Origin of the sequence: Exiguobacterium qingdaonense, from assembly GCF_018617855.1 — a bacterium.
Classification (GTDB): domain Bacteria; phylum Bacillota; class Bacilli; order Exiguobacteriales; family Exiguobacteriaceae; genus Exiguobacterium; species Exiguobacterium qingdaonense.
Genome location: NZ_JACSKY010000004.1, coordinates 137,305 through 160,077, shown reverse-complemented (window position 1 = coordinate 160,077; position 22,773 = coordinate 137,305). Strand labels below are relative to the sequence as shown.

The window sequence follows — 22,773 nt, the reverse complement described above, 5'->3', positions numbered from 1 at the left end:
AGGTACGGTTTTGTTATAACTAATACTAACAACTGACAGATAGAGGTTGCGAATGACATGAGTAAGCTTGGTTGAGACGGACGCACTCCGGACCAAGTCGAAAGGGAAAATTCGCCGAAGTCGACGTTCACGTGCGTATGAACGAAGGCTGGGGTAGTCGTGAACAACGCCTACACTGCCATGGTCAACTACCATGGAGCGCTATCTACGGAACGATTTACGAATCGTTTTTCAACTGCGCGTACAAGCGGCAGGCCGTAGGGAGAGTGCTTCCTATCGGTCTGCCGCTTTTTCTGTTGGTAGACATCTTGAAGGTGGGGAACTTGATGACAACCGTACTGAAATTTGGTGGCAGCTCCGTTGCCACAATCGATCAAATACAAGCCATTTCCGACTATTTACAGACACGCGTCACAACAGGTGAGAAATTGGTCGTCGTCGTATCGGCGATGGGCAAGACGACCGATTCGCTCCTGTCGCTTGCTAAACAAATTACGGACCGTCCGATGATTCGTGAACTCGATCGGCTACTAGCCGTCGGAGAAGAACAGACAATCAGTTTACTCAGTATCGCTTTGAACTCGAGAGGTGTACCTGCCATTTCGCTCACCGGGCAACAAGCCGGAATCGATACGATGGGCATCCATACGAAGAGCAAAATCAAAGCGATTCGTAAAGAAGTGTTGCATGAGAAGTTGCGTCAATACGATGTCTTGATTGTCGCTGGTTTTCAAGGTGTGAATGAAGCAGGAGACGTCACGACACTCGGGCGCGGTGGTTCGGACACGACAGCCGTCGCACTCGCGGCCGTCCTCAGTCAACGTTGTGAAATTTATACGGATGTGGCTGGGGTGTATACGACGGACCCACGGATTCATCCGGCGGCGAAGCGTCTAGACACCGTCTCTTACGATGAGATGATGGAGATGAGTGCACTCGGCTCCAAAGTGATGGAGATGCGAAGCGTCGAGCTCGCGAAAAAGTATGATGTGAATATTTTCGTTGGAAAGACGCTCTCGAGCGAAGGAGGAACATGGATCATGGATACGACGCAAGCAATGGAACAGAAAGCGGTCACGAGTGTGAGTGTCGTCAAAAACGTACTCAGTGTCTCAATCAAACATATCCCGCACACGGCAGCCGGGGTCGCGGACATCTTTGAACGATTGTCAGAACGCCACGTCAACATCGATATGATTTCGCAGACGGCGTTTGACGGGGAAGTGTTCCTATCGTTTACGTGTCCGCTCGACGAAGAGGCTTTTTTAGAAGAAGCACTCGCGGAGTTGATGGCGACCTGGCCGCAAATCAAAATCGACCGCCACACGGAACACGCAAAAATCTCGGTCGTCGGGATCGGCATGCGGGACGCGACAGGTGTCGCCTCAGAACTCTTTGCGACATTCCGCGAGATCGGGATTCCATTCTACCAAGTCACGACATCTGAAATCAGTATTTCCTATACGATTCAAGATCAAGATGTAGAAGCGGCAGTCGCAGCCATTGCGGCCCGGTTCAACTTATAAGGGGGAGCACCATGTACAACGTGGCAGTCATCGGCGCAACAGGTGCCGTCGGACAAAAAATGATTGACGTCTTAACAGAATATGAGTTTCCAATCAATGAACTGAGATTATACGCTTCGGCCCGCTCAGCAGGAAAGACGGTTGAAGTGAACGGACAATCAGTCGTGATTCGGGAATTGAACGATACGATTTATGCGGATCCGATCGATATCGCACTCTTCTCTGCCGGTGGAAGCATCAGTGAGCAATATGCCCCGCGGTTGAGTGAACAAGGGGTCATCGTCATCGACAATTCAAGCGCATTCCGAATGCAAGAAGGAATTCCACTCATCGTGCCGGAAGTGAATCGGGTCGAACTCAGTTCGGAGAAGAAGCTCATTGCGAATCCGAACTGTTCCACGATTCAATCGGTCGTGGCGCTCGCACCATTATCGGAAGTATACGGATTGACACGTGTCGCGTATACATCGTATCAAGCGGTATCCGGATCTGGGCAAAAAGGGATTGACGACCTCGAGCGCGGTGCGCGTGGAGAGGAGCCAATGAATTATCCATATCCAATTTATGATAACGTGTTGCCACATATCGATGTATTTTTAGAAGATGGCTACACGAAAGAAGAGCAGAAGATGATGGATGAGACGCGAAAAATATTAAATGCGCCAAATCTCGGGGTGACCGCGACTTGTGTCCGAGTGCCAGTACGAAACAGTCATGCGGTAGCAATCACGGTGACGCTCGAACGGGATGCGACGGTCGCGGAAGTGAAAGCCGTACTCGCAGATGCGCCGGGTGTCGTGTTAATGGACAATCCGGCCGAACTTTCGTATCCGACGCCACTTGATGTGAACGGGACGGATGACGTGTATGTCGGTCGAATTCGACGGGATGACTCCCAACCGAATACGTTCCATCTATGGTGCGTCGCAGATAACGTCCGAAAAGGGGCAGCGGCAAATGCGGTGCAGATCGCGCAATGTATGATTGGTCAAACAGCGATGAAATAAGGAGGAGATGACATGTTCACAGGAGTAGCGACAGCACTAGCGACGCCGTTTCAAGAGGAAGGACAGTTAAATCTAGAGGCATGGGAAGCGTTGATTGAAGACCAGATCAAGGAAGGGGTGAGTGGTCTCGTCATCGGTGGAACGACCGGTGAAGGCATGACGCTCACAGATATAGAGTTTGAAACATTGCTCGTTCGGGCGGTCGAAATCGCGAACGGTCGAGCTGTGATCATCGCCGGAACCGGATCAAACAACACGGCTATGAGTATCGAAAAAACAAAGCGGGCCGCCGAACTTGGAGCGGAGATGGCGATGGTCGTCACACCGTACTATAACAAGTCGACACAGGCCGGGCTGATTGCCCACTTTACGGCGATTGCAGATGCGTCACCGATCCCACTCATGCTTTATAACGTCCCGTCACGGACAGGTGTCGCCTTGGCACCGGCAACGGTCGGTGAGCTCGCAGAACATCCACGCATCACGGCTTTAAAAGAAGCGAGTGGGGATATCTCAGTCATGGCGCAGATGATGGCACACATTCCGGAAGGGTTCACCGTTTACTGTGGAAATGACGATCAAATCTTGCCATATATGGCATGGGGTGCACAAGGTGTCGTTTCCGTCTTATCAAACGTCTATCCGGGAGCGACGGTCGCCTTAGCGGAAGCTCTTTTGGCGGGTGACCTAGAGTCGGCGCGCACATGGCAACTTCGGTTGCTTCCGGTCATCGATGAGCTGTTCGCAGAAGTGAACCCGATTCCGGTGAAGGCGGCACTTCAAGCGCGAGGGTTTGAATTCGGTGCGCCACGCCTGCCGCTCGTTCCGATGAGCGCGACGGCTGAAGCGAAATTACTGTCGGCGATGGAGCAATTCAATGAGGTGAGACAATGAATGTCCTCATCCATGGATTTGGTGCGATGGGAAAGATTGTCAAAGAGGTCGCTCACGCGCAAGGTGTGAACGTCGCGGCAATCGTCTCACCGGGAAGTGATGAACATGTTGCGACTCTGGGTGAGGTAGATGTACCCGTCGATGTCGTGATTGACTTTTCGAACCCGGCGCTACTTCCTGATTTACTTGCATTCGGACGGAAGCATCATATTCCCCTCGTCATTGCGACGACCGGCTTCACACCGGAAGAACTGGCCGAGATTGAGACGGCTTCACAAGACATCCCGATCTTTCAGTCATACAACACATCATATGGGATTGCCCTGTTGAAACAGTTGCTCGACCAACTCGTCCCGCTCACGCTCGGCTATGATGTCGAAGTGATCGAGGCGCACCATCGGAAGAAAGTGGACGCGCCAAGCGGCACGGCGGAGTTACTGGCCCGTGCCATCGAAGCGAAACGAGAGGTCACACCGATTTACGAACGAACGTCACGACGAGAGGCGCGTGGTGCCGAAGAGTTAGGTATGCACTCGATTCGAGGTGGCACGATTTTCGGTGAGCATACCGTACTATTCGCCGGAGATGACGAAATGATTGAATTGAAACATACCGCGTTATCGAAACGCGTCTTTGCAAACGGGGCGCTTGCCGCAGCGGCAACGGTCATCGATCGCCCGGCAGGACTTTATAATCTATCGAACTTATACGAGGAGGCTACTCATGTTACTCACAAACGCTTATGAAATTGCACAATATATTAAAGATGCTAAAAAGGAAACACCGGTCAAACTTTACGTCAACGGGCAATTGGCAGGCCTTGAAATCGAAGAAGCGAAAGCATTCGGAACGGACGAGTCGAAACTATTCTTGACGACGGCAGAACGCGCGGTCGCTTTCCTTGAAACGAATGCGTCGGTCATCATCGATTCACACCTTGAATACGACCGTCGCAACAGTGCCGTACCGATGCTTGATACGACACAGCTCAATGCACGAATTGAACCAGGTTCGTTCATCCGGGACCACGTCCAAATCGGGAATAACGCCGTCGTCATGATGGGAGCTGTCGTCAATATCGGGGCCGTCATCGGAGACGGTTCGATGGTCGACATGAATGCTGTCATCGGAGCACGCGGAACACTCGGGAAAAACGTTCACCTCGGAGCCGGTGCCGTGGTCGCAGGTGTCCTTGAGCCACCTTCAAAAGATCCGGTCATCATCGAAGACGGTGTTATGATCGGGGCGAACGCTGTCATCTTAGAAGGAGTTCGCGTCGGTGAAAATGCGGTTGTCGCAGCCGGAAGTGTCGTCACACAAGATGTCCCGCCAGGTGTCGTCGTCGCAGGGACACCGGCACGAATCATCAAACAGAAAGATGAAAAAACTTCTGAAAAAACACAACTTGTTGATGACTTACGCTCTCTCTAACGTATAATAGACAGAAAATATGAAAAATGGGAGAGTTGCATGATGGAACAGTATGGACAATGGATGTGGAAAGATGGGGCTTGGATTGAGCCGACTGACGCAAACACGAGTATCATGACACACGCGATACATTATGGAAGCGGGTTCTTTGAAGGGATTCGTGCCTATCATACGGAGGAAGGCCCCGCCATCTTCCGATTGCGTGAGCACTTGGAGCGACTCGTTCGCTCATGTGCATACTATCACGTCACATTACCTTATACGGTAGATGAACTCGAACAAGCGACGATGGAATTGATTGAGCGAAACGGATTTGAAGCATGCTACATCCGCCCGTTCGTCTTCCTCGGAACACCTTGGCAAGCACTCATGCCGACAGCGGAGACGAAGGTGCATGTTGCCATCTCGTGTTGGCCGCTCGGCGAATATTTCAATAAGACGGTCGGAATTCGAGCCAAAGTGGCCTCGTATCGCCGCGTGTCTTCTACGATGATGCCGATGCAAGCGAAAGCGGCATCGAACTATATGAACTCACAGCTATTAAAAGGAGAGGCGCTCCGTGACGGATTCGACGAAGCGATCGCTCTTGATGTAAACGGGAACGTCAGTGAAGCGAGTGTTGCGAACATCTTTCTCGTCAAAGGGAAGACGATCACAACACCGTCACTCGATTGTTCTGTTCTAGATGGCATCACGCGTCAAACAATTATGCAGCTCGCACGTGAGACAGGGTACGAAGTCATAGAACGTCACATCGGTCGAGACGAGCTCTATGTCGCCGATGAGATCTTCTTGACCGGAACGGCTGCCGAAGTGACGAGTGTCATCGAAGTCGATCACCTTTCAATCGGTGGTGGCGTCCAGACGGTCGCGACAGAAATGTTGACACGTTATCGCGAAGCTGTGACAGGAAAGCTTCCAGAACACCGAGATTGGATCACGTTCGTAAAATCAGCGGTCAAAGAGTAAAGGGGTTTTAATATGGGAGTCACCATCGACTTGAATGCGATTCGCGAAAACAAACGACGGGTCGAGGCGCTAGGTCGTCCCGTGTTTGCGGTCGTGAAAAACAATGCCTATAACTTAGGGATGGAGCCAGTTGTGACGACTTTGTATGATGAAGGGGTCCGTCACTTCATGGTGACTACATTAGAGGAAGCGATTGAAGTGCGAACGTATGCCGAATCAGCTCGTGTCCTCGTCATGAATCCGGTATATACGTGGCAGCACGTACATGATCATGAACTCGACGTCGCCATCGGGTCATATGAATGGCTCGTCTCGCAGCGAGAGCATCTCGATGGCGTTCGCCTTCACTTGAAATTGGACGTCGGCATGAATCGTTTCGGTGCCAAAACGTTCGAAGAAGCGCTACAAATCGTTGCCTTCTGTCAGGATGAAGGATTGAACCTCGTCGGATTATGTACACATTTCCCGCTTGCGGATGCAGACAATGCGGAAATCGAACATAGCGTTCAAGTCGAACGTTTCGCCGATTGGTCGACGCGATTGATGGAGCGTCACGCTTTCGAACTGATCCATGCGGCGAACAGTGCGGCCACGCTTCAAGACGATCCGCGCTTGCATCATTGCACACATGTGCGGGTCGGTATTTTCTTATACGGCTATTCATCGGTTGAACCAGTGGCATGGCTCGTGCCTGCTTTTTACTGGGAAACGGAAGTCGTCGCCGTCCATCATATCGAGGCGGGAGCGTATGTCGGATATGGGACGGGATATACCGCGGAAACAAATGAACGAATCGCCGTCTTACCCGTCGGATACGGTGACGGATTGATGCGGGCGAGGCGTCATTTACCCGTCCATATTGAGGGCGAAGCTTATCCGTTCGTCAGCAATATCTTTATGAGCCATAGCTTCATCAAAGTCGACGATGACGTACAAATCGGCGACCGCGTTGCGCTATATGGAGTAGAGACAAAAATCGATGACGTGACACGGATTGGCTATGCCAATAATTCAGAACAGCTATGCGCCCGTTCGTGGCGTGTCCCCCATCGTTTTGAAGGAGGAATTGTATGTACACCAGCAATCAATCAGAATGTTTGATCGAAGGCGTGTCCGTCCGTGAACTTCAAGCGACGTACGGGACACCCTTATATATGATGAGTGAGTCGGAACTAGAGCGCCGCCTCGGGATCGTGCAGGAGGCGTTTCTCGACAAATATCCGAACACGTATGCGTTATATGCGTCAAAAGCGTTATCGATTGCGGCCGTTTACGATAAAGTGGTGTCAGCGGGACTGAGTGTCGACGTTGTTTCACGCGGTGAGATGTACGTGGCACTGCATGCCGGTGTACCGGCGGAGCGTATTCATGTCCACGGATCAAACAAGACGATTCAAGATATCTCGTTCGCGCTAGAGAATGGGATCACGCATTTTACAATCGATAACATGCGGGAAATCAGTCTCTTGTCAGGGCTCGCGGCTGAACACAATTGCATGGTCGATGTGCTACTCCGAATCGTGCCCCAAGTCATCGGGGGCGCCCATACGGCGATTCAAACAGGCGGGGTTGATACAAAATTCGGTTTCCCGACGCACGACGACACATATTTGGATGCTGTTCGTGCGACGTTAGAAGCCGAGCACTTACAGTTGAAGGGGATTCACTGTCACGTCGGTTCTCAAATTCAAGATCCGACCCTCTTCATCAACACGGTGAAGACGATGGTGCGCTTTATGGATACGATTCGTCAGGAAACCGGCTATACGACGGACGTCTTGAACATCGGTGGGGGATTCGGCGTCGCTTACTTGGATGAAGACGAATATCTCGATTTTGCCCAGACGATGGAGCAAGTGATGGAGACGTTGGTCGAAGAGGTCGAGGCACGTGAATTGCCACTTCCGAAAATCGGGATTGAGCCAGGACGTTGGCTCGTCGCCAATGCGGGTGCCACGCTGTATGAGGTGGGGACCGTCAAAGAAGTGAGCGGCGTTCGTACATTCGTGTCTGTCGATGGCGGGATGACGGACAATATCCGTCCGGCACTGTATGACGCAGAGTATGAGGTTGTGGCAGCGACACGGATGAATGAAGAGAAGACGCTCGAGGCAAAAATAGTCGGAGCGTGCTGTGAGTCGGGAGACATCATCTCGAACCGCTCGTTGATCCCTCCTGTCACACCAGGTGACTTATTACTTGTCAAAGCGACAGGAGCATACAATTTCTCGATGGCGAGCAACTATAACCAAATGCTTCGTCCGGCGGTCGTTTTCGTCAAAGACGGGAATCACCGCCTTGTCGTCCGTCGCCAAACGTTTGAAGACTTGGTGGCGTGTGAAGTCATTGGACAATCGACGTAAGACTGCAGAGCAATCTGTAGTCTTTTTTTGATTTTGAAATGAGAACGTTTTTCAATTATGATAGAGAAGAGAAAAAAAGGGGAAGTGACGGTCATGACAAAGACAGCAGCACAAAAGTTAATTGAAGAAAGACGTACGGTCCGTATGTTCAAAGAAGAACCAATCGATACGAAAGTGCTCTATGAAGTATTGCAATCGGCACATCATGCACCATTTCACAATAAAGTCGAGCCATGGAACGTGTATGTGTTCAATGGAGACGGGAAGCAAGTGTTACTCGATGCGCTCGAACCAGCCTTCTCGGAGGCGTCAGAGGGGCAACGCGAAAAAGTGACGGGACGAATCTTAAATGCGGCGGCCTGTATGTATGTGACGGCAAAACATTTTGAGACGGACAAAGGGAATCGTGACGCATTGCTCGCGACGGCGACATTCATTCAAAATGTTCAGCTGCTCTTAAGTGAACGTGAGATCGGGATGGTCTGGCGGACGGGTGGACTGTTCGATGATGCACGGTTGAAGGAAATGATTGGGGCGGAGGGCGAGACGTTTATCGGTCTTCTGCAAATCGGGAAATATGACACAGAAGATATCCCTGCACCGAAAGCGCGACAACCGATTGATGCACACCTTACCATTTTTGAATGAACGATGTTCACTCATGTAGAAAGTCTAGCTAACTGAATAACATTATGATTACTTGAAACATCATCGTCGTTAATGGCTTGTTCTTTGACCTTGAACGGATGCTGACGTTATACAAAAAAGCACCAATGTAACCAATGCTATAAATCAAGATTGCTAAAAGGAGGAGCTCTTCTTATGATTATAAAATTTGATTTTGGAGATAACTATATTCAGTACATCTCCTGTTCTTCTAAAGTAGGGAGAAAAATTCACAAAACACAAAACGAGTTTTTTGACTGGATCTTTGATGATGAAAAGAATAAAAAATATTGGGCGTATGAAAATGGAGAAAAAGATTGTCCGAATTACGATGCATATGCAATTGTCGATTGGCTCAATCATGTGAAGTTTAAAAAAGGGATCGCTAAGGCAAAGGTAGTCGAAAATCTTAAATTGAAACCTAAAAAGACTTTTTATTACTAAGACTAATAAGAATCTTATATAAATATAATGAATAGAGCCGATAAAAAAGCTCAAGTAGGGACCGGTTCAGTCTTTGCTTGAGCTTTTGCTATATGGTTCATTTTTTAATTTTTGTTGCGAGCCAGTCTTGAATCACATTTGTTGGAATCATTTAGTCGTTCCTCCGTTTTTAATATCTTCTTCTCTATTATTATCCAAATGCATACGTTCCCAAACTTCTCGATGTGTACCGTGTAACGTGTCATCAAATGAATCATCAATATGGAGTCCGTAACTTGGGTCGATGGAGGAGGCGTATAGATCTAGCATGAGTCGATCATGATTTGGATACATAGAGTGGGCTCCTTTCAATACGTCAGCTTGGCTACAACTTTAGTATACAAAGGAACTATGAAGAAAATTCGAGAGAAACGTTAACATTTTATGAATCTTGTAAACGCTTTCACAAACTATGCGTTTCACGGAGTGGGACGCATGATTGTTTATATTGCTCAGCGCGTTTGGCATACTTCCTGACCGTTCTTTCCATGATAAAACGGTCATCGTCGTTTAGCGAGCGGACGACTTTTGCTGGGACGCCCATGACCATCACACCTTCTGGTATTTGCATGTTCGGTGTGACGAGCGCACCGGCGGCCACGAACGATCCTTTTCCGATTTTCGCCCCATCGAGTACGGTGGCGTGCATGCCGATTAGACAGTCCTCTTCGATTTCGCAACCGTGAATCATCGCCATATGCCCGATGGAGACCCGGTCATGGATGACTGTCGGTGAGCCTTCGTATTGATGAATCATCGAACCATCCTGAATGTTCACGTGGGAACCGATTCGAATCGGTCCTTCATCTCCTCGAATGACAGTATTGAACCATACCCCCGAGTGGGCTCCGATTGTCACATCACCAATGACATGTGATCCCGGCGCGAGATAGGCCGTTGAATCGACTTTTGGTGTCAATTCTCCTAATTTGTATTGCATTGTTGTAACCCCTTTCAAATGAATATGTTATCATTGTCGCACAACTTGAAAAAGAAATTGCAACGAAAAGAATATTCTTGGTAAGATAGTTAAAATACGTTGAATAAGGAGATCGAGAGATGGAGAAACAACATTTGATTGACATCGCCGCAAAGAAAAAGAAAGCGGCCGTCGTCTTTAAAGACGTCGCAGTGATTGACGTGTACAGTCGTGAGACGATTCGTACAGACGTCGCCATCGATGCAGGGTATATCGTGGCAATTGGGGAAGGGTACGATGGGGAGATTGAGTATCATGACCCGACGTGGACGCTCGCACCATCTTTCATCGATTCACATGTGCATATCGAATCATCGATGGTACCGCCGCATGAGTTTGCCAAAGCCGTTCTGCCGCTCGGTGTGACGACCGTGATTGCCGACCCGCATGAGATTGCGAACGTGAACGGAGCGCTCGGTATCGAATATATGTTAGCCGATGCGAAGGGACTACCGCTCGATGTACGGATGATGCTACCGAGCTGCGTACCGGCGACTCCATTCGAACATGCCGGAGCCAAACTATATGCCGAAGATTTGGCACCGTTTTTGGGTGACCCAGGAGTGCATGGACTAGGCGAAGTCATGGACTATCCATCGGTTGAGGCAGGAAGTGAAGACATGCTTCAAAAGATCGCGCAGACGGAACAAGCGGGTAAAATGGTCGATGGACACGCATCGGGACTCGGTCCAGACCAACTGAACGTCTATCGCGTTGCAGGAATCATGACGGACCATGAATGTACGACTGCGGAGGAAGCAATCGAGCGGGTACGACGTGGGTTCTATGTGCAAATTCGTGAAGGGTCGGTTGCCCGAAACGTGGAGAAGGTCAGCCTGGCTGTCACAGAGAGCAATGCCCATCGTTTTCTCTTCTGTACGGACGATAAGCACTTGGATGACCTCGTTGCGGAAGGTGGGATCGACTACAACATCCGTACCGCCATCAAGCAAGGCGTCAAACGAGAAACGGCCTATGCCATCGCAAGTCTACATGCCGCAGAGGCCTACGGATTGAAAGAGGTTGGAGCGATTGCACCCGGGAAGAAGGCGAACTTCGTTATCTTGTCAGACGTCGAATCGGTGAAAATCGAACAAGTGTATGTCAACGGTACACTCGTCGCGGAAAAGGGAAATGCCACGTTTGGATCTGAAGGGATGGACGTTCCTAAACCGATGAAAGGTGAGCTCGCGTTACCTGAGTTGACAGCTGATTCGTTCCGACTCGCCCCGAGCGAAGAGGAAGTCGATGTCATTCAAGTGCTTCCGAACAGTTTATTGACGAAACGACAACGTCTCACGTTCCAACCAGATGCATCAGGCGCAGATTTATCACAGGATATCGCCACGCTGGCCGTCATCGAGCGTCATCACGGAACAGGGCATATGGCACTTGCCCCTGTGACGGGATTCGGCTTGAAGCGAGGTGCGCTCGCGGCTACCGTGGCTCATGACAGCCACAACTTGGTCATCGCTGGAGTCAGCCCGGAAGATATGTTACTTGCGGCGAGAACGCTTGAGAAGGTAGGCGGAGGGGTCGTTGCCGTATCGGAAGGGGAAGTGCTCGCTGTGCTACCGCTTGAAATCGGAGGGCTCATGACGAAACGTCCTTATCGTGAAGTGGCGGAGATTTTAGAACAGTTGAATGACGCGCTCGACGTTGTCGGTGCACACCGTCATTTTAACCCGTATTTGACGATGTCCTTCCTTGCTTTGCCAGTCATTCCTGATTTGAAATTGACCGATATGGGCTTGTTCGATGTGACCACGTTCTCATTCGTCAACGCGTGACTCGGTCTAACGTATGATTTTTGTTAAGAACGGTCGATAACGATTGAATGCGTGACATGAAGTTGGTATAGTTACGTCAAGTTTCATCGGGTCAACTATTGAAAGGGGGGATATTACAGATGGAACAAGTTGCTTTTAATCGGTCGTATGATGAACATGAGGAATTGATCAATTCTGTATATCGTGCTTTCAAGGACCGATGCGAAGAACTACCAGAAGAGACTCATACGAAGCGTCGTTTAAGACGACTGATTTTCTCTACGATTAAAGAACAGACGAAGTCTCACGCCGACCGATTCGTGTTGTATCACTTCTTCAACGACTTCTTTAAAGCGGTAGAAACGAATGACCAAGAAGCACTCGCTGTCTTGAAACGAATTATTCGTGATGAAAAAAACTATTGATATGTGATATCAACCTGTGATAATTTAGACGTAACTTTAAATGAATATTCGTGCTATCGATGAGGTAGAGGTGCGATGCTGATGAGTAAGTAGTCGGAGGATGACAACGATGAGGACTACAAAAAGGCAGGATCGCCGAAGTGCAACACCATGTCCGTGGGGTTGTGCTGGGCTGACGGGAAACACCTGTCAGACTGCCATACATATTATGCGTATGGAGCGCTCCAAGTCGGCTAAGAAAGACGGAACATCCAGCGAGGGTGTCGGCTTTGTTGCCGATGCCCTCGCTTTGCGTTTTTTTAAGCATAGGGGGGCCTCATCCTAATCAAAAAGGAGGAATTCAGTATGGTAGATTATTCAACTTCGGTACTTTCACTCGTACCGGCATTACTCGCAATCATTATGGCAATCACGACGAGAAAGGTCATCCCTTCACTAGGTGTCGGAATTATCGCAGGGGTGCTTCTCTTGCATGATTTCGATCTGATTGATTCGACCCAATACTTATGGTCGAATGTCATCGCCTTATTCTGGTCGGACGGAGCAATCAATGAATGGAACGTCTTGTTGATTGCGTTCTTGCTCTTACTCGGCATTTTATCGTCAATCATTCAAACATCAGGTGGTGCACGTGCATTCGGTGAATGGGCTGCAACGAACGTCAAATCAGCACGTGGTGCACGTCTCGTTTCGTTTGGACTCGGTATTCTAATCTTTATCGATGACTACTTCAACAGTTTGGCGGTCGGGAACATCAGTCGTCCGCTCACAGACCGTAAAAATATTTCACGTGCGAAACTCGCATATACGATTGACTCGACAGCAGCACCTGTTTGTGTCATCAGCCCACTTTCTAGTTGGGGTGCGTACATTATCGCCATCATCGCTGGAATTTTGACTAAATATTCAATTGATAGCTACTCATCATTCTCTGCGTTTATTCAAATCATCCCGATGAACTTTTACGCAATCTTCGCACTCATGTTGACAGGTTACGTTGCTTTTACAGGTCTCGCGGTCGGGCCGATGCGTACGCATGAACTCCGTGCCATCCGAGGCGAGTTGTATGATTCGTCAAAAGGTGCACCTATGGGAATGAGCGAAGACATACACGAGCATGAAGGTGGGAAAGTCCGCGACTTGATCGTTCCGATTATCACGTTGATTCTCGCGACGGTGACTGCGATGCTTTACACGGGTGGTCAAGCACTCGCTGCTGACGGACAGAGCTTTACATTGCTTGGGGCGTTCGAGTCGACAGACGTGACACGTTCACTCGTCTCAGGTGTCGTCATTAGCTTGATTGTAGCGTTCTTACTTCTCATCGGGCGTAACATTCCGGGACGTGCCTATGGGAAAGCGGCATGGGAAGGCGTCCGCGCGATGTGGCCGGCAGTGCTCATCCTCTTGTTTGCTTGGACAATCATTGCGGTGATTAGTGATATGAAGACTGGTGATTATTTGGCAGGGTTCGTGACAGACACGATCGCAGCTTCGTACTTGCCGTTTCTCCTCTTCTTGATTGCGGGACTTATGGCGTTCTCGACGGGAACGAGTTGGGGAACGTTCGGATTGATGCTTCCAATCGGTGCCGATTTGGTCATGGCAGTTGAGCCAGAGCTACTCCTCGCATCCCTTGCAGCTGTACTGGCTGGTGCGGTGTTCGGAGACCACTGCTCACCGATTTCAGACACGACGATTCTCAGTTCGACTGGAGCGGGCTCGCATCATATCGATCATGTGTTGACACAGTTGCCTTATGCGATTCTCGCAGCAGTTGTTTCGGCGATCGGGTACTTGGTACTCGGGATGACGGCATCGATTTGGATCGGCTTCTTCTCAGCCTTGATTTCATTCGTTGTGTTGGTCGGTATCGCTCAGTTGATTTCAAAACGTGGTGAAGTGCCAGCTGAACTACGAGCAAAGCGTGAAGCATAATCGCTAAAGTGACTTCCGATTTAAGGGAGTCACTTTTTTTATTAACGATGCAAGTGCAACTGAAATGATGGCGTCCGCACAAAACCCCGATGCAATGCGCATCGGGGTTTCTTCAATTATTTCACATCAAGCCATTTGAAGCTTGCATCAGCACCGAACGGGTGACGATACATGTTCTCAATACTTGAACGCTCTAGGTATGCTTCACCTTTTTGATAGATTGGAGCGATGGCAAAGTCCTCTTCGAGGAGGATGCGCTCGGCTTCTTGCATCGTCTCCCAACGTTTCATTTGGTCCGCTTCTTTTTTCGCTGATTGGACTAGCTGGTCGTATTCTTCATTGGAGTACTCCATACGGTTGAATGGTCCGTCTGTGATCCACATGTCGAGATATGTCATTGGATCTTGGTAGTCAGGACCCCAACCGGCTGCAGAGACATCATATTCGCCTTTTCCTTCGAGGTCAAGGAAGTTTTTGAACGGTTGTTGCTTGATGTTGAGCGTCAATCCAGGCAAGTTCTTCTCAAGCTCCCCTTTAATGAACTCGTTGACTTTTTTGAACGCTTCCTCGTCACGTGAAAGGAACTCAAGTTCAATCGTTTCAACGCCTAGTTCTTCGAGTCCTTTGTCCCAAGCCGCTTTTGCCTCGTCTACGTTATAGTTGAGAAGGTCCGGATGTTTCTCCCGGAAGTCAGCACCGTCTTCTGTGAACGTGAAGTCTTTGGCCACGATAAAGTTTGCTGGCTGTGAACCGTCTGTCAAGATGACGTCTGTCACACTTTGCTTATCAAACCCTTTTGCTAGCGCTTCACGAATGTTGACGTTTTGGAGAGCCTCGTTCTTCTGGTTGAAGCGGAGGAAGTTGATACGGGCATCGGCACGCGTCTTAAACTCATCGCTATTTTCAAATTGCGGGACGAACTCAGATGAGAGAAGGGTATAGTCTGATTCGCCTGACTCGAATAAGTTGACGCCTGTTGATACGTCTTTGACGACTTTGACGTTGATGGTATCCATCTTCACGTTTTCTGCATCCCAATATTCCGGGTTTTTTGTATAAACCCAACCGGCGTTATCTTGCCATTCGCTCAAGACGTAAGGACCGTTGTAGAGCGTTTGGTCGACAGACATCGCAAATTTATCACCTTGTTCTTCAACGAATTGCTGTTTTTGTGGCATATATGTCGGAAAACCGGTCAAACCTAAGAAATAAGGGGCTGGTGCTTCTAACTGCACTTCAAGTGTTTGATCGTCAATCGCTTTTGCACCGAGCTCGTCAAGAGATGCTTCACCAGCAAGAATTTTATTCGCATTTTTTAAATCTTGAAGAATGTATGCATATTCAGCACCTGTTTCCGGATTGAGCGCACGTTTCCAAGAGTAAACGAAGTCTTCGGCCGTAATCGGTGACCCGTCTGACCAGTTGGCGTCACGTAACGTGAACGTGTATGTAAGTCCATCCTCTGATACGTCGACATCCTCGGCAATTCCTGGTGTCGGTTGATTGTTCTCGTCTAAACGGTACAGTCCCTCGAAAACGTTGTTTGTCACGATGATCGAAGTCGAGTCCGTTGTCAACGTTGGGTCGAGCTGTGGCAAGTCCGTCGCCGACACCATTGTGATTTCTTTTTTCGAATCGCCCGAAGATGAACCTTCTGAGTTCGATGAGTCATCCCCTGTGCTACAAGCTGCTGTCGCAAGTAATGCGACCCCCGATAAAGCTAGCCATTTTTTGTTACGCATTGTTCAACCTCCCGAAAATTCTGATAATTTAGAATATGTTGTAATTAAACTACAGATGAGATGAATATGCAATGGAATTTTTCAAATTATTCGAAAATATAGACTTATTAAGAATGACTATTCATCAATCCTTTCTAGAAGTAGAATAGAAAAATCGACGAATGATTATACGGTATTTCTGTATAGTTATTCGCAAAGGTATAGGGAATGTGGAGGCGTTAACTTGAAACAAAATTTAACCGGTATCGGTTTTTTCGGTCTCGCGGCAATGGTCGTTGGAACTATGATTGGTGGAGGTGCCTTCAATCTTCCTGGTGCGATGGCGCAAGGGGCAGGTGTTGGTCCTGTTTTGATTGGGTGGGGAATTACAGGGGTTGGGATGATTATGCTCGCCTTCGTCTTTCAGTTTTTAGCGAACACACGTCCTGAGTTGGAAGGTGGGATTTATGCCTATGCCAGAGAAGGGTTCGGGAAATTTGTCGGGTTCAACAGTGGCTGGGGATACTGGATGTCAGCTTGGATTGGCACGGTGGCGAATATCACCTTAATCTTTAGCACATTGGCTTACTTTTTTCCGATTTTTTCAGCCGAACATCGCATGTTCCGCCTGCTCATGAGTACGATACTCATTTGGGGGCTATTTTGGCTCATTTCGCGTGGTATGCGTGAGGCTGCGCTCTTGAACCTCGTCACAACGATTGCGAAGCTCGTGCCACTCTTTTTGTTTATCGCTTTCATTCTCTTCGCATTTCAATTCGATACGTTCCAAATTGATTTTTGGGGAGAGTCAGGATTTGTATGGGCAGATGTGTTCCCTCAAGTGAAATCAACGATGCTCGTGACGCTTTGGGCGTTTGTAGGCATCGAAGGCGCCGTCGTCTTATCGTCTCGCGCTCGTCATAAGAAAGATGTGGGTCGGGCGACGGTGATTGGGCTGATCGGCACGTTATTGATTTACATGATGATTTCGATTTTCTCGTTTGGTGTCATGACACAAGAGCAACTTGCGGCTCTGCCTGAGCCGTCGATGGCATACGTATTAGAGGCTGTCGTCGGTCCGGTCGGTGCAATGTTGATTAACGTTGGTCTACTCGTATCGCTGACGGGTGCCTTGCTCGGTTGGACGATTTTAGCTACGGAAATTTCTTATGTCGCTAGCCGAGACGGCGTATTTCCAAACATGTTCAACCGATTGAACTCAAACGAAACACCGGTGAACGCCTTGTTTGTCACACAACTGTTCACTCAAATCGTTACCGGCATCGCCCTGTTCTCTGAGCAGACATATCTCGTACTTTCAAGTATCGCTGGTATTGCGGCACTCGTTCCGTATTTGTTCTCGGCATTATACGGATGGATTGAGGCGAAACGGAGAATGTCGTTACAGATGATGACTGTCTCGGGAATTGCTTCGTTGTATGCCGCCTGGTTGCTATACGCATCGGGATTAGATTATATTTTGATCGCGATGATTCTATATGCACCGGGCATCTTCGTCTTTCTTATGGCGGAGCGGGAACAAGGAAAGCTGTTTTTGACCCGTACACAGTCAGCGATTGCCCTCATCATTCTTCTAAGTGCAACGTATGGTATATATGGTCTTTGGACAGCCGCAATTACACTATAAAAAACTCACCGTCGCTTCAAGCGTTCGGTGAGTTTTTTGAAGAACGAAGCAATCGTTCAATCTCGAGTGGGGAAGTGGGTCTCGCATATAAATATCCTTGGAAGGAATCACAGTTCGTTGATTTTAAATGCTGAAGCATGGATTCGTCTTCGACCCCTTCAGCGACCACGTGAAGATTTAAGCTTTTCCCGAGGTGGACGATGACATCGAGCAAATGGGATTTGGACGTCATCCAATCATCGAGAAAGACTTTGTCGATCTTGAGTTCATCGACGGGGAATGACTTCAAATATTGTAAAGAAGAGAAGCCGGTTCCGAAATCGTCAATCGACAGTCGATAGTTCAAGCGTTTGATCTGTTCCATTCGTTCGATGATTTCGTCGGTTTGTTGCATGACGAGACTCTCCGTGATTTCTAAGATGATATCTGTCGGGTCGAGTTGGAGTTGTTGCTTTATATTCCGCAACGTATTCAAAAAGCTATCGCTTCGGAACTGGTTTGGCGAAATGTTAATTGCCATTGAGAGCGGTTGGTTGAACTCTGTTTTCCACGTCTTCAGTTGTTTCGCCGCCTCTAAAATCACCCAGTTATTGATTGGGACGATGAGTGCCATCTCTTCTGCGAGAGGAATAAATTCTGATGGTGGAATTTGTCCCAGCTCGTCATGATGCCAACGAAGCAACGCCTCAAACCCAATTAGGCAATCGGTGGCGAGGTCATATTTTGGTTGATACTCAAGGTAAAAATGTTTTTCTTCGAGTGCCCGATACAATGCCTTCTCAATATGAATCTGTCTCGAGAAGGCGATATCCATATCCTTTGTCACAAATTGAATCGTACCGACTCCAATCTGCTTTCCTTTGAAGAGGGCACTTTCAGCACGTGTATATAGCTCTTCGAGCGAGCTTGTGGAGGACGGATAAAACACGCATCCGACCGAGATCGATACCATGATCGAGTGATGGTAGATTCGGAACGGTCGTTGCAGCTCGTGTTGCAAGTGCCGCAACACTTGGAACACCTCTTCTTTTGATTCTTCAAAAAACATGACACCGAACAGTCCACCCATCGGATGGAACATCAAAGCGTTGTCCGGAATGAGGTGCAGGGCACGCTCTTTGATTTGTTTGAGGAGTTCATTGCCGACGCGAGACCCGAATGATTCGTTAATAATTTTGAAACGGTCGATATCAAACAAGGCGATGTGAAGGAGCCCGTCACGTGCGTCGGTTTGCTTTAGAATCGAATCATATCGTCGTAAAAATCCTTTTTTATTGTAGAGGCCAGTCAACTCGTTTTGATAGGCAAGGAACTGGACTTCTTTTTCAAGACGTTTTTTTTCTGACACATCAAATCCGAATGCGGTGTACTGAATCACCTCATTCGTCTCGCTCACGATCGGCACGACGGTCAAGTTGAGCCAGCATGGTTCCTGCTCGTTCGATTTGCACGATACAGGTATCTCACCGTTCCAAATATGTTTCGTTGCCAAAGCGGTTGAGACATCTTGCGAAATGCTAGCTTGGTCACCCGATTCATGAATGAAATCAAACCAGTCACGTCCGATCAGTTGTTGTTCCGTTGTATCGAGCAAGTCGCATAACGAGGGATTGATGTCGATCAGCTCGCCTTTCACATTCGTCGCGACGTAATGGGTGGACTGTTTGATCATCTCTTGAAAATGATGTAACAAATTGAATTGCTCCGTGCTAATGAGTGGTCCAAACCCTTTCGGGAGAAAGGCAAGAAAATAGCCATTTATTCCTTCAAGTGAAAAGGATTGCAAGTATGCGGTCGCATAAATGACAGAACCGTCTTTATGTTGAAACGGTGTCATCGCCGTCGTCGAGAAGGGATATTGTAGGAGGAGCGGTTTCCATGTGTCGAGTGCATGGTCAAGCTGTCTGACAACCGGTAGCGGTTGACGGAGAACTTCTTCACGTTCCCAGCCGAATAAAACTTCGGCATGTCCATTCCATAATAAAACCGTACCATCTTGAGCAATATAACAACATGGAACTGATAAAGCATCGATGAACTGATCTACTGACAAATCACGCAATGAAGCCACATCATTTCCTCCAATCTGTCATGCTGAATGCATTTTCTACTGACAGTGTACCTTATATTGCCAATTCATGGAATGCTCAAGTTCATCATTGTCAAACGAAACAGGAGCATCATATACTGAAAGTGTAAGATAGTTTTGAATAAGGGGGAAACAATATGTCAAAGACACATGATGTGATTGAGATGACAGAGAAGTTCGGGGCGCACAACTATCATCCACTACCGATTGTTATTTCAGAGGCGAAAGGGATTTGGGTGACCGATCCTGAGGGGAATCGGTATATGGATATGTTGAGTGCATATTCTGCTGTCAACCAGGGACACTGTCATCCGAAAATTATTCAAGCATTGAAAGACCAAGCAGATAAAATCACGCTGACGTCACGTGCCTTTTATAACGATCAGCTCGGACGTTTTTACGACAAAGTGGTAACGCTTACAAAAAAACAGATGATATTGCCGATGAACACGGGGGCTGAGGCTGTCGAGACGGCGGTGAAGACGGCTCGCCGCTGGGCATATGACGTGAAGGGCATTCCTGGACAAGCTGAAATCATCGTCTGCTCAGGAAACTTCCATGGACGGACGATGGCTGCTGTGTCGATGTCGACAGAAGCGGAATATCAGCGTGGATTCGGACCGTTGTTGCCAGGGTTCAAAGTCGTGCCATACGGTGATATCGACGCGTTCGAGGCAGCGATCACAGAGAATACGGCCGCATTCATCGTTGAACCGATTCAAGGTGAGGCCGGGATTATCATCCCGCCAAAAGGGTATTTAAAACGGGCGTCAGAGCTCTGTAAAGAACACAACGTCCTTTTCGTCGCAGATGAAATTCAGTCAGGGCTTGGGCGTTCAGGAAAATGGTTTGCCATCGAGTGGGAGGATGTCACGCCGGATATGTATATTCTCGGGAAGGCACTTGGGGGTGGGGTATTCCCGATCTCGTGTGTTGCCGCTGATAAAGACGTATTATCCGTCTTCAACCCTGGATCACACGGTTCGACGTTTGGAGGAAATCCACTTGCATCGGCTGTCTCTGTCGCAGCGCTTGAAGTGTTGGAAGAAGAAAATCTTCCAGAGCGTTCGTTGGAGTTAGGAACGTATTTCATGGATCGATTGAAGTCGATTGACAACCCGATGATTCATGATGTCCGTGGACGTGGCCTCTTTATCGGTATTGAATTGACGGAGTCGGCCCGTCCATACTGCGAGGCGCTTAAAGAGCGGGGACTTCTCTGCAAAGAAACGCACGAGACAGTGATTCGATTGGCGCCACCGCTCGTCATCACAAAAGAAGAACTCGACCAAGCGTTTGAAGCGATTGAGGCCGTACTGGCTCCAGCAGCTATTTCGTAATGTACACCGGCTTGATATAATAGCCTTAGATGAATCGACACCTGCGTTGCGGGTGTCTTTTTCATGAGGAGGGATTGAATGCTATACATATACGTCGGATTAGGAGGGGCGATCGGTGCCTTGGCGCGCTACGGTCTTGGGTTGATGGTTGATTCGGTCGGTACGAGCGCGTTTCCGGTCTCGACACTGCTCATCAATCTCATCGGTAGTTTTATACTCGGGTGGTTGACGCACAAGTTCCTGCAAACGGGCAAACCATCTCCTCAACTCGTCACGGTCGTCGGGACCGGGATGATCGGATCTTTCACCACTTTCTCTACGTTTAGCGTTGAAACGATTCAATTGCTAGAGGAAGGGCGAATATGGCTTGCCATTCTATATGTCTTCCTTAGCATCACGTTTGGGTTATTAAGTTCGTGGGTCGGTTATCGAGTCGGCACGAGACAGAGAAAAGGTGGTGAGGTCGGGTGACGTTCGTTTGGATTGCGGCCGGTGCCTTTATCGGTGCGATATGTCGTTTCGCCATTAGTCAAGTTATGAAACAGTGGTCTGACTCATCTTTTCCTTTTGCAACATTATTCGTCAACGTATTAGGTGCGTTTGGTCTCGGCTATTTATATGCACATACGACCCATCAAACGATCATTCTCTTTATAGGAGTCGGATTCTTTGGTTCATTCACGACATTCTCGACGATAAACTTAGAGTTGGTGCGACTTGCGATGAACGATCGGATTCGCTTTGGTCTCTATTTGGTGTCGACCTATCTATTCGGGTTGATCGCAGCCTATATCGGATGGTCCATATAAACAACGCCCACCCCTTCGATTGAAGGGGTGGGCGTTGTTTATTCTGCTAGTTGGAGCTTCTCCGTACAAGAAGCGCATATTGTTTCGTATGATTCGCACTGTTCGTCCATATGTTCTCCACATTCCGGACATGTTTTGTCCGGTAACTTTTGATAAAACTCGACAGATGATTCGAGTCGGCTCGCCCATTCGTTCATATGAAGTATACCTCCTTCGAGTGATAGTGCAACGAGTTAGTTGTTGTAATGATTGTATTATAACAGTGTTTAAAAAGTCAACTAGATATATAACAGATATAGTGTTGAATTTTTGCTACACTGAATATATTAATGAACGAGGTGAATTTAATGAAAGTGCCACAGTGCGAAACGATTGGAATTCAATCAGAGGATGTCCCGAAGTTACAAACCGCTCTAGCGGAGTTGGATGCTCCGCGTGTCAGTCGGTTGTTTAAGGCGTTCGCGGATCCGACCCGCTTGAAAGTACTTTACGTGTTGACACTCGAAAACGAGCTGTGTGTGTGTGATGTCGCAGCTGTCATCGGCCATTCGAACGCGACCGCATCCCATCATTTGCGAACGTTACTCGAACAAGGATTGGTGAAATATCGAAAGGATGGAAAAGTCGTATATTACTCATTAGATGACGACCACGTACGACAGCTTGTTGAAATCGCTTTGACGCATAGTGAAGAGCAAAAAGATGTTTGATGTCAA

At 48.4% G+C, this 22,773-nt stretch carries 23 protein-coding genes and 2 riboswitches; of the genes, 18 read left to right on the top strand and 5 right to left on the bottom strand.

Going from position 1 to position 22,773, the window contains the following annotated elements; translation table 11 throughout:
• Window positions 1–32: 32 nt before the first annotated feature.
• A riboswitch (Lysine riboswitch) is annotated at window positions 33–212 on the top strand.
• Between the two features lie 114 nt (window positions 213–326).
• The 10 genes from KNP00_RS07130 to KNP00_RS07085 all read left to right on the top strand — a co-directional run bounded on the left by KNP00_RS07130 (window position 327) and on the right by KNP00_RS07085 (window position 9,300).
• Window positions 327–1,526: an aspartate kinase gene (locus KNP00_RS07130; RefSeq protein WP_215143597.1), complete on the top strand. Its 1,200-nt coding sequence runs from the start codon at window positions 327–329 to the stop codon at window positions 1,524–1,526.
• Window positions 1,527–1,537: 11 nt separating this feature from the next.
• On the top strand, window positions 1,538–2,533 hold the full coding sequence (locus tag KNP00_RS07125; protein ID WP_215143596.1) for an aspartate-semialdehyde dehydrogenase: 996 nt from the start codon (window positions 1,538–1,540) through the stop codon (window positions 2,531–2,533).
• Between the two features lie 12 nt (window positions 2,534–2,545).
• A complete protein-coding gene (gene dapA, locus KNP00_RS07120; protein WP_215143595.1) occupies window positions 2,546–3,427 on the top strand; it encodes a 4-hydroxy-tetrahydrodipicolinate synthase in 882 nt (293 codons plus the stop codon).
• Window positions 3,424–4,173: a 4-hydroxy-tetrahydrodipicolinate reductase gene (gene dapB / locus KNP00_RS07115; RefSeq protein ID WP_215143592.1), complete on the top strand. Its 750-nt coding sequence runs from the start codon at window positions 3,424–3,426 to the stop codon at window positions 4,171–4,173. The genes dapA and dapB overlap by 4 nt, the downstream gene beginning before the upstream one ends.
• Window positions 4,151–4,858, top strand: a complete 708-nt coding sequence (gene dapD, locus KNP00_RS07110) for a 2,3,4,5-tetrahydropyridine-2,6-dicarboxylate N-acetyltransferase (protein WP_215143590.1) — start codon at window positions 4,151–4,153, stop codon at window positions 4,856–4,858. Before dapB ends, dapD begins: the two co-directional genes overlap by 23 nt.
• A 42-nt stretch (window positions 4,859–4,900) precedes the next feature.
• Window positions 4,901–5,827: a branched-chain amino acid transaminase gene (locus KNP00_RS07105; protein WP_215143588.1), complete on the top strand. Its 927-nt coding sequence runs from the start codon at window positions 4,901–4,903 to the stop codon at window positions 5,825–5,827.
• Window positions 5,828–5,839: 12 nt separating this feature from the next.
• Window positions 5,840–6,928: an alanine racemase gene (alr, locus tag KNP00_RS07100; protein WP_215143586.1), complete on the top strand. Its 1,089-nt coding sequence runs from the start codon at window positions 5,840–5,842 to the stop codon at window positions 6,926–6,928.
• Window positions 6,898–8,190, top strand: a complete 1,293-nt coding sequence (gene lysA / locus KNP00_RS07095) for a diaminopimelate decarboxylase (protein WP_215143584.1) — start codon at window positions 6,898–6,900, stop codon at window positions 8,188–8,190. Before alr ends, lysA begins: the two co-directional genes overlap by 31 nt.
• A 93-nt stretch (window positions 8,191–8,283) precedes the next feature.
• Entirely contained in the window at window positions 8,284–8,838 is a 555-nt protein-coding gene (locus tag KNP00_RS07090) for a nitroreductase family protein (protein ID WP_240542763.1), read from the top strand.
• A gap of 174 nt (window positions 8,839–9,012) precedes the next feature.
• On the top strand, window positions 9,013–9,300 hold the full coding sequence (locus KNP00_RS07085; RefSeq protein WP_074037802.1) for a hypothetical protein: 288 nt from the start codon (window positions 9,013–9,015) through the stop codon (window positions 9,298–9,300).
• A gap of 147 nt (window positions 9,301–9,447) precedes the next feature.
• Here the strand turns inward: KNP00_RS07085 and KNP00_RS07080 are convergent, their stop codons facing one another.
• Together KNP00_RS07080 and KNP00_RS07075 are read right to left on the bottom strand one after the other, a co-directional pair.
• A complete protein-coding gene (locus KNP00_RS07080; protein WP_215143580.1) occupies window positions 9,448–9,633 on the bottom strand; it encodes a hypothetical protein in 186 nt (61 codons plus the stop codon).
• A gap of 109 nt (window positions 9,634–9,742) precedes the next feature.
• On the bottom strand, window positions 9,743–10,279 hold the full coding sequence (locus KNP00_RS07075; RefSeq protein ID WP_215143578.1) for a gamma carbonic anhydrase family protein: 537 nt from the start codon (window positions 10,277–10,279) through the stop codon (window positions 9,743–9,745).
• Between the two features lie 119 nt (window positions 10,280–10,398).
• Here KNP00_RS07075 and ade point away from each other — a divergent pair, with 119 nt between their 5' ends.
• The 3 genes from ade to KNP00_RS07060 all read left to right on the top strand — a co-directional run bounded on the left by ade (window position 10,399) and on the right by KNP00_RS07060 (window position 14,450).
• Window positions 10,399–12,108 carry an adenine deaminase gene (gene ade, locus KNP00_RS07070; RefSeq protein WP_215143576.1) on the top strand — a complete coding sequence of 570 codons (1,710 nt, stop codon included), beginning with the start codon at window positions 10,399–10,401 and terminating at the stop codon, window positions 12,106–12,108.
• Window positions 12,109–12,227: 119 nt separating this feature from the next.
• Window positions 12,228–12,512, top strand: coding sequence for a hypothetical protein (locus KNP00_RS07065; protein WP_215143574.1), 285 nt, complete (start codon window positions 12,228–12,230; stop codon window positions 12,510–12,512).
• A 57-nt stretch (window positions 12,513–12,569) separates the two neighbouring features.
• A riboswitch (Lysine riboswitch) is annotated at window positions 12,570–12,745 on the top strand.
• Window positions 12,746–12,857: 112 nt separating this feature from the next.
• On the top strand, window positions 12,858–14,450 hold the full coding sequence (locus KNP00_RS07060) for a Na+/H+ antiporter NhaC family protein (RefSeq protein WP_215143572.1): 1,593 nt from the start codon (window positions 12,858–12,860) through the stop codon (window positions 14,448–14,450).
• 116 nt (window positions 14,451–14,566) lie between these two features.
• Here the strand turns inward: KNP00_RS07060 and KNP00_RS07055 are convergent, their stop codons facing one another.
• Complete coding sequence (locus tag KNP00_RS07055; protein ID WP_215143570.1) at window positions 14,567–16,192, bottom strand: peptide ABC transporter substrate-binding protein; 1,626 nt, start codon at window positions 16,190–16,192, stop codon at window positions 14,567–14,569.
• A gap of 223 nt (window positions 16,193–16,415) precedes the next feature.
• Between KNP00_RS07055 and KNP00_RS07050 the strand changes: the two genes are divergently transcribed.
• Window positions 16,416–17,819, top strand: coding sequence for a basic amino acid/polyamine antiporter (locus KNP00_RS07050; protein WP_215143568.1), 1,404 nt, complete (start codon window positions 16,416–16,418; stop codon window positions 17,817–17,819).
• Window positions 17,820–17,835: 16 nt separating this feature from the next.
• On the opposite strand, the gene KNP00_RS07045 is transcribed toward KNP00_RS07050, so the two are convergent.
• On the bottom strand, window positions 17,836–19,890 hold the full coding sequence (locus KNP00_RS07045) for an EAL domain-containing protein (protein WP_215143566.1): 2,055 nt from the start codon (window positions 19,888–19,890) through the stop codon (window positions 17,836–17,838).
• Window positions 19,891–20,045: 155 nt separating this feature from the next.
• Between KNP00_RS07045 and KNP00_RS07040 the strand changes: the two genes are divergently transcribed.
• From KNP00_RS07040 to KNP00_RS07030, 3 genes are all read left to right on the top strand, one after another.
• On the top strand, window positions 20,046–21,248 hold the full coding sequence (locus KNP00_RS07040) for an ornithine--oxo-acid transaminase (RefSeq protein WP_215143564.1): 1,203 nt from the start codon (window positions 20,046–20,048) through the stop codon (window positions 21,246–21,248).
• A 78-nt stretch (window positions 21,249–21,326) separates the two neighbouring features.
• Complete coding sequence (gene crcB / locus KNP00_RS07035; RefSeq protein ID WP_215143562.1) at window positions 21,327–21,719, top strand: fluoride efflux transporter CrcB; 393 nt, start codon at window positions 21,327–21,329, stop codon at window positions 21,717–21,719.
• The gene (locus KNP00_RS07030) at window positions 21,716–22,057 is read left to right on the top strand and encodes a fluoride efflux transporter FluC (protein WP_215143560.1); all 342 of its coding nucleotides are present in this window, start codon (window positions 21,716–21,718) and stop codon (window positions 22,055–22,057) included. The genes crcB and KNP00_RS07030 overlap by 4 nt, the downstream gene beginning before the upstream one ends.
• Before the next feature lie 38 nt (window positions 22,058–22,095).
• Here KNP00_RS07030 and yhfH read toward each other — a convergent pair whose 3' ends face one another.
• Window positions 22,096–22,254, bottom strand: coding sequence for a protein YhfH (yhfH, locus tag KNP00_RS07025; RefSeq protein WP_215143558.1), 159 nt, complete (start codon window positions 22,252–22,254; stop codon window positions 22,096–22,098).
• Between the two features lie 150 nt (window positions 22,255–22,404).
• Here yhfH and KNP00_RS07020 point away from each other — a divergent pair, with 150 nt between their 5' ends.
• Entirely contained in the window at window positions 22,405–22,767 is a 363-nt protein-coding gene (locus tag KNP00_RS07020; protein WP_215143557.1) for an ArsR/SmtB family transcription factor, read from the top strand.
• Window positions 22,768–22,773 lie beyond the last annotated feature (6 nt).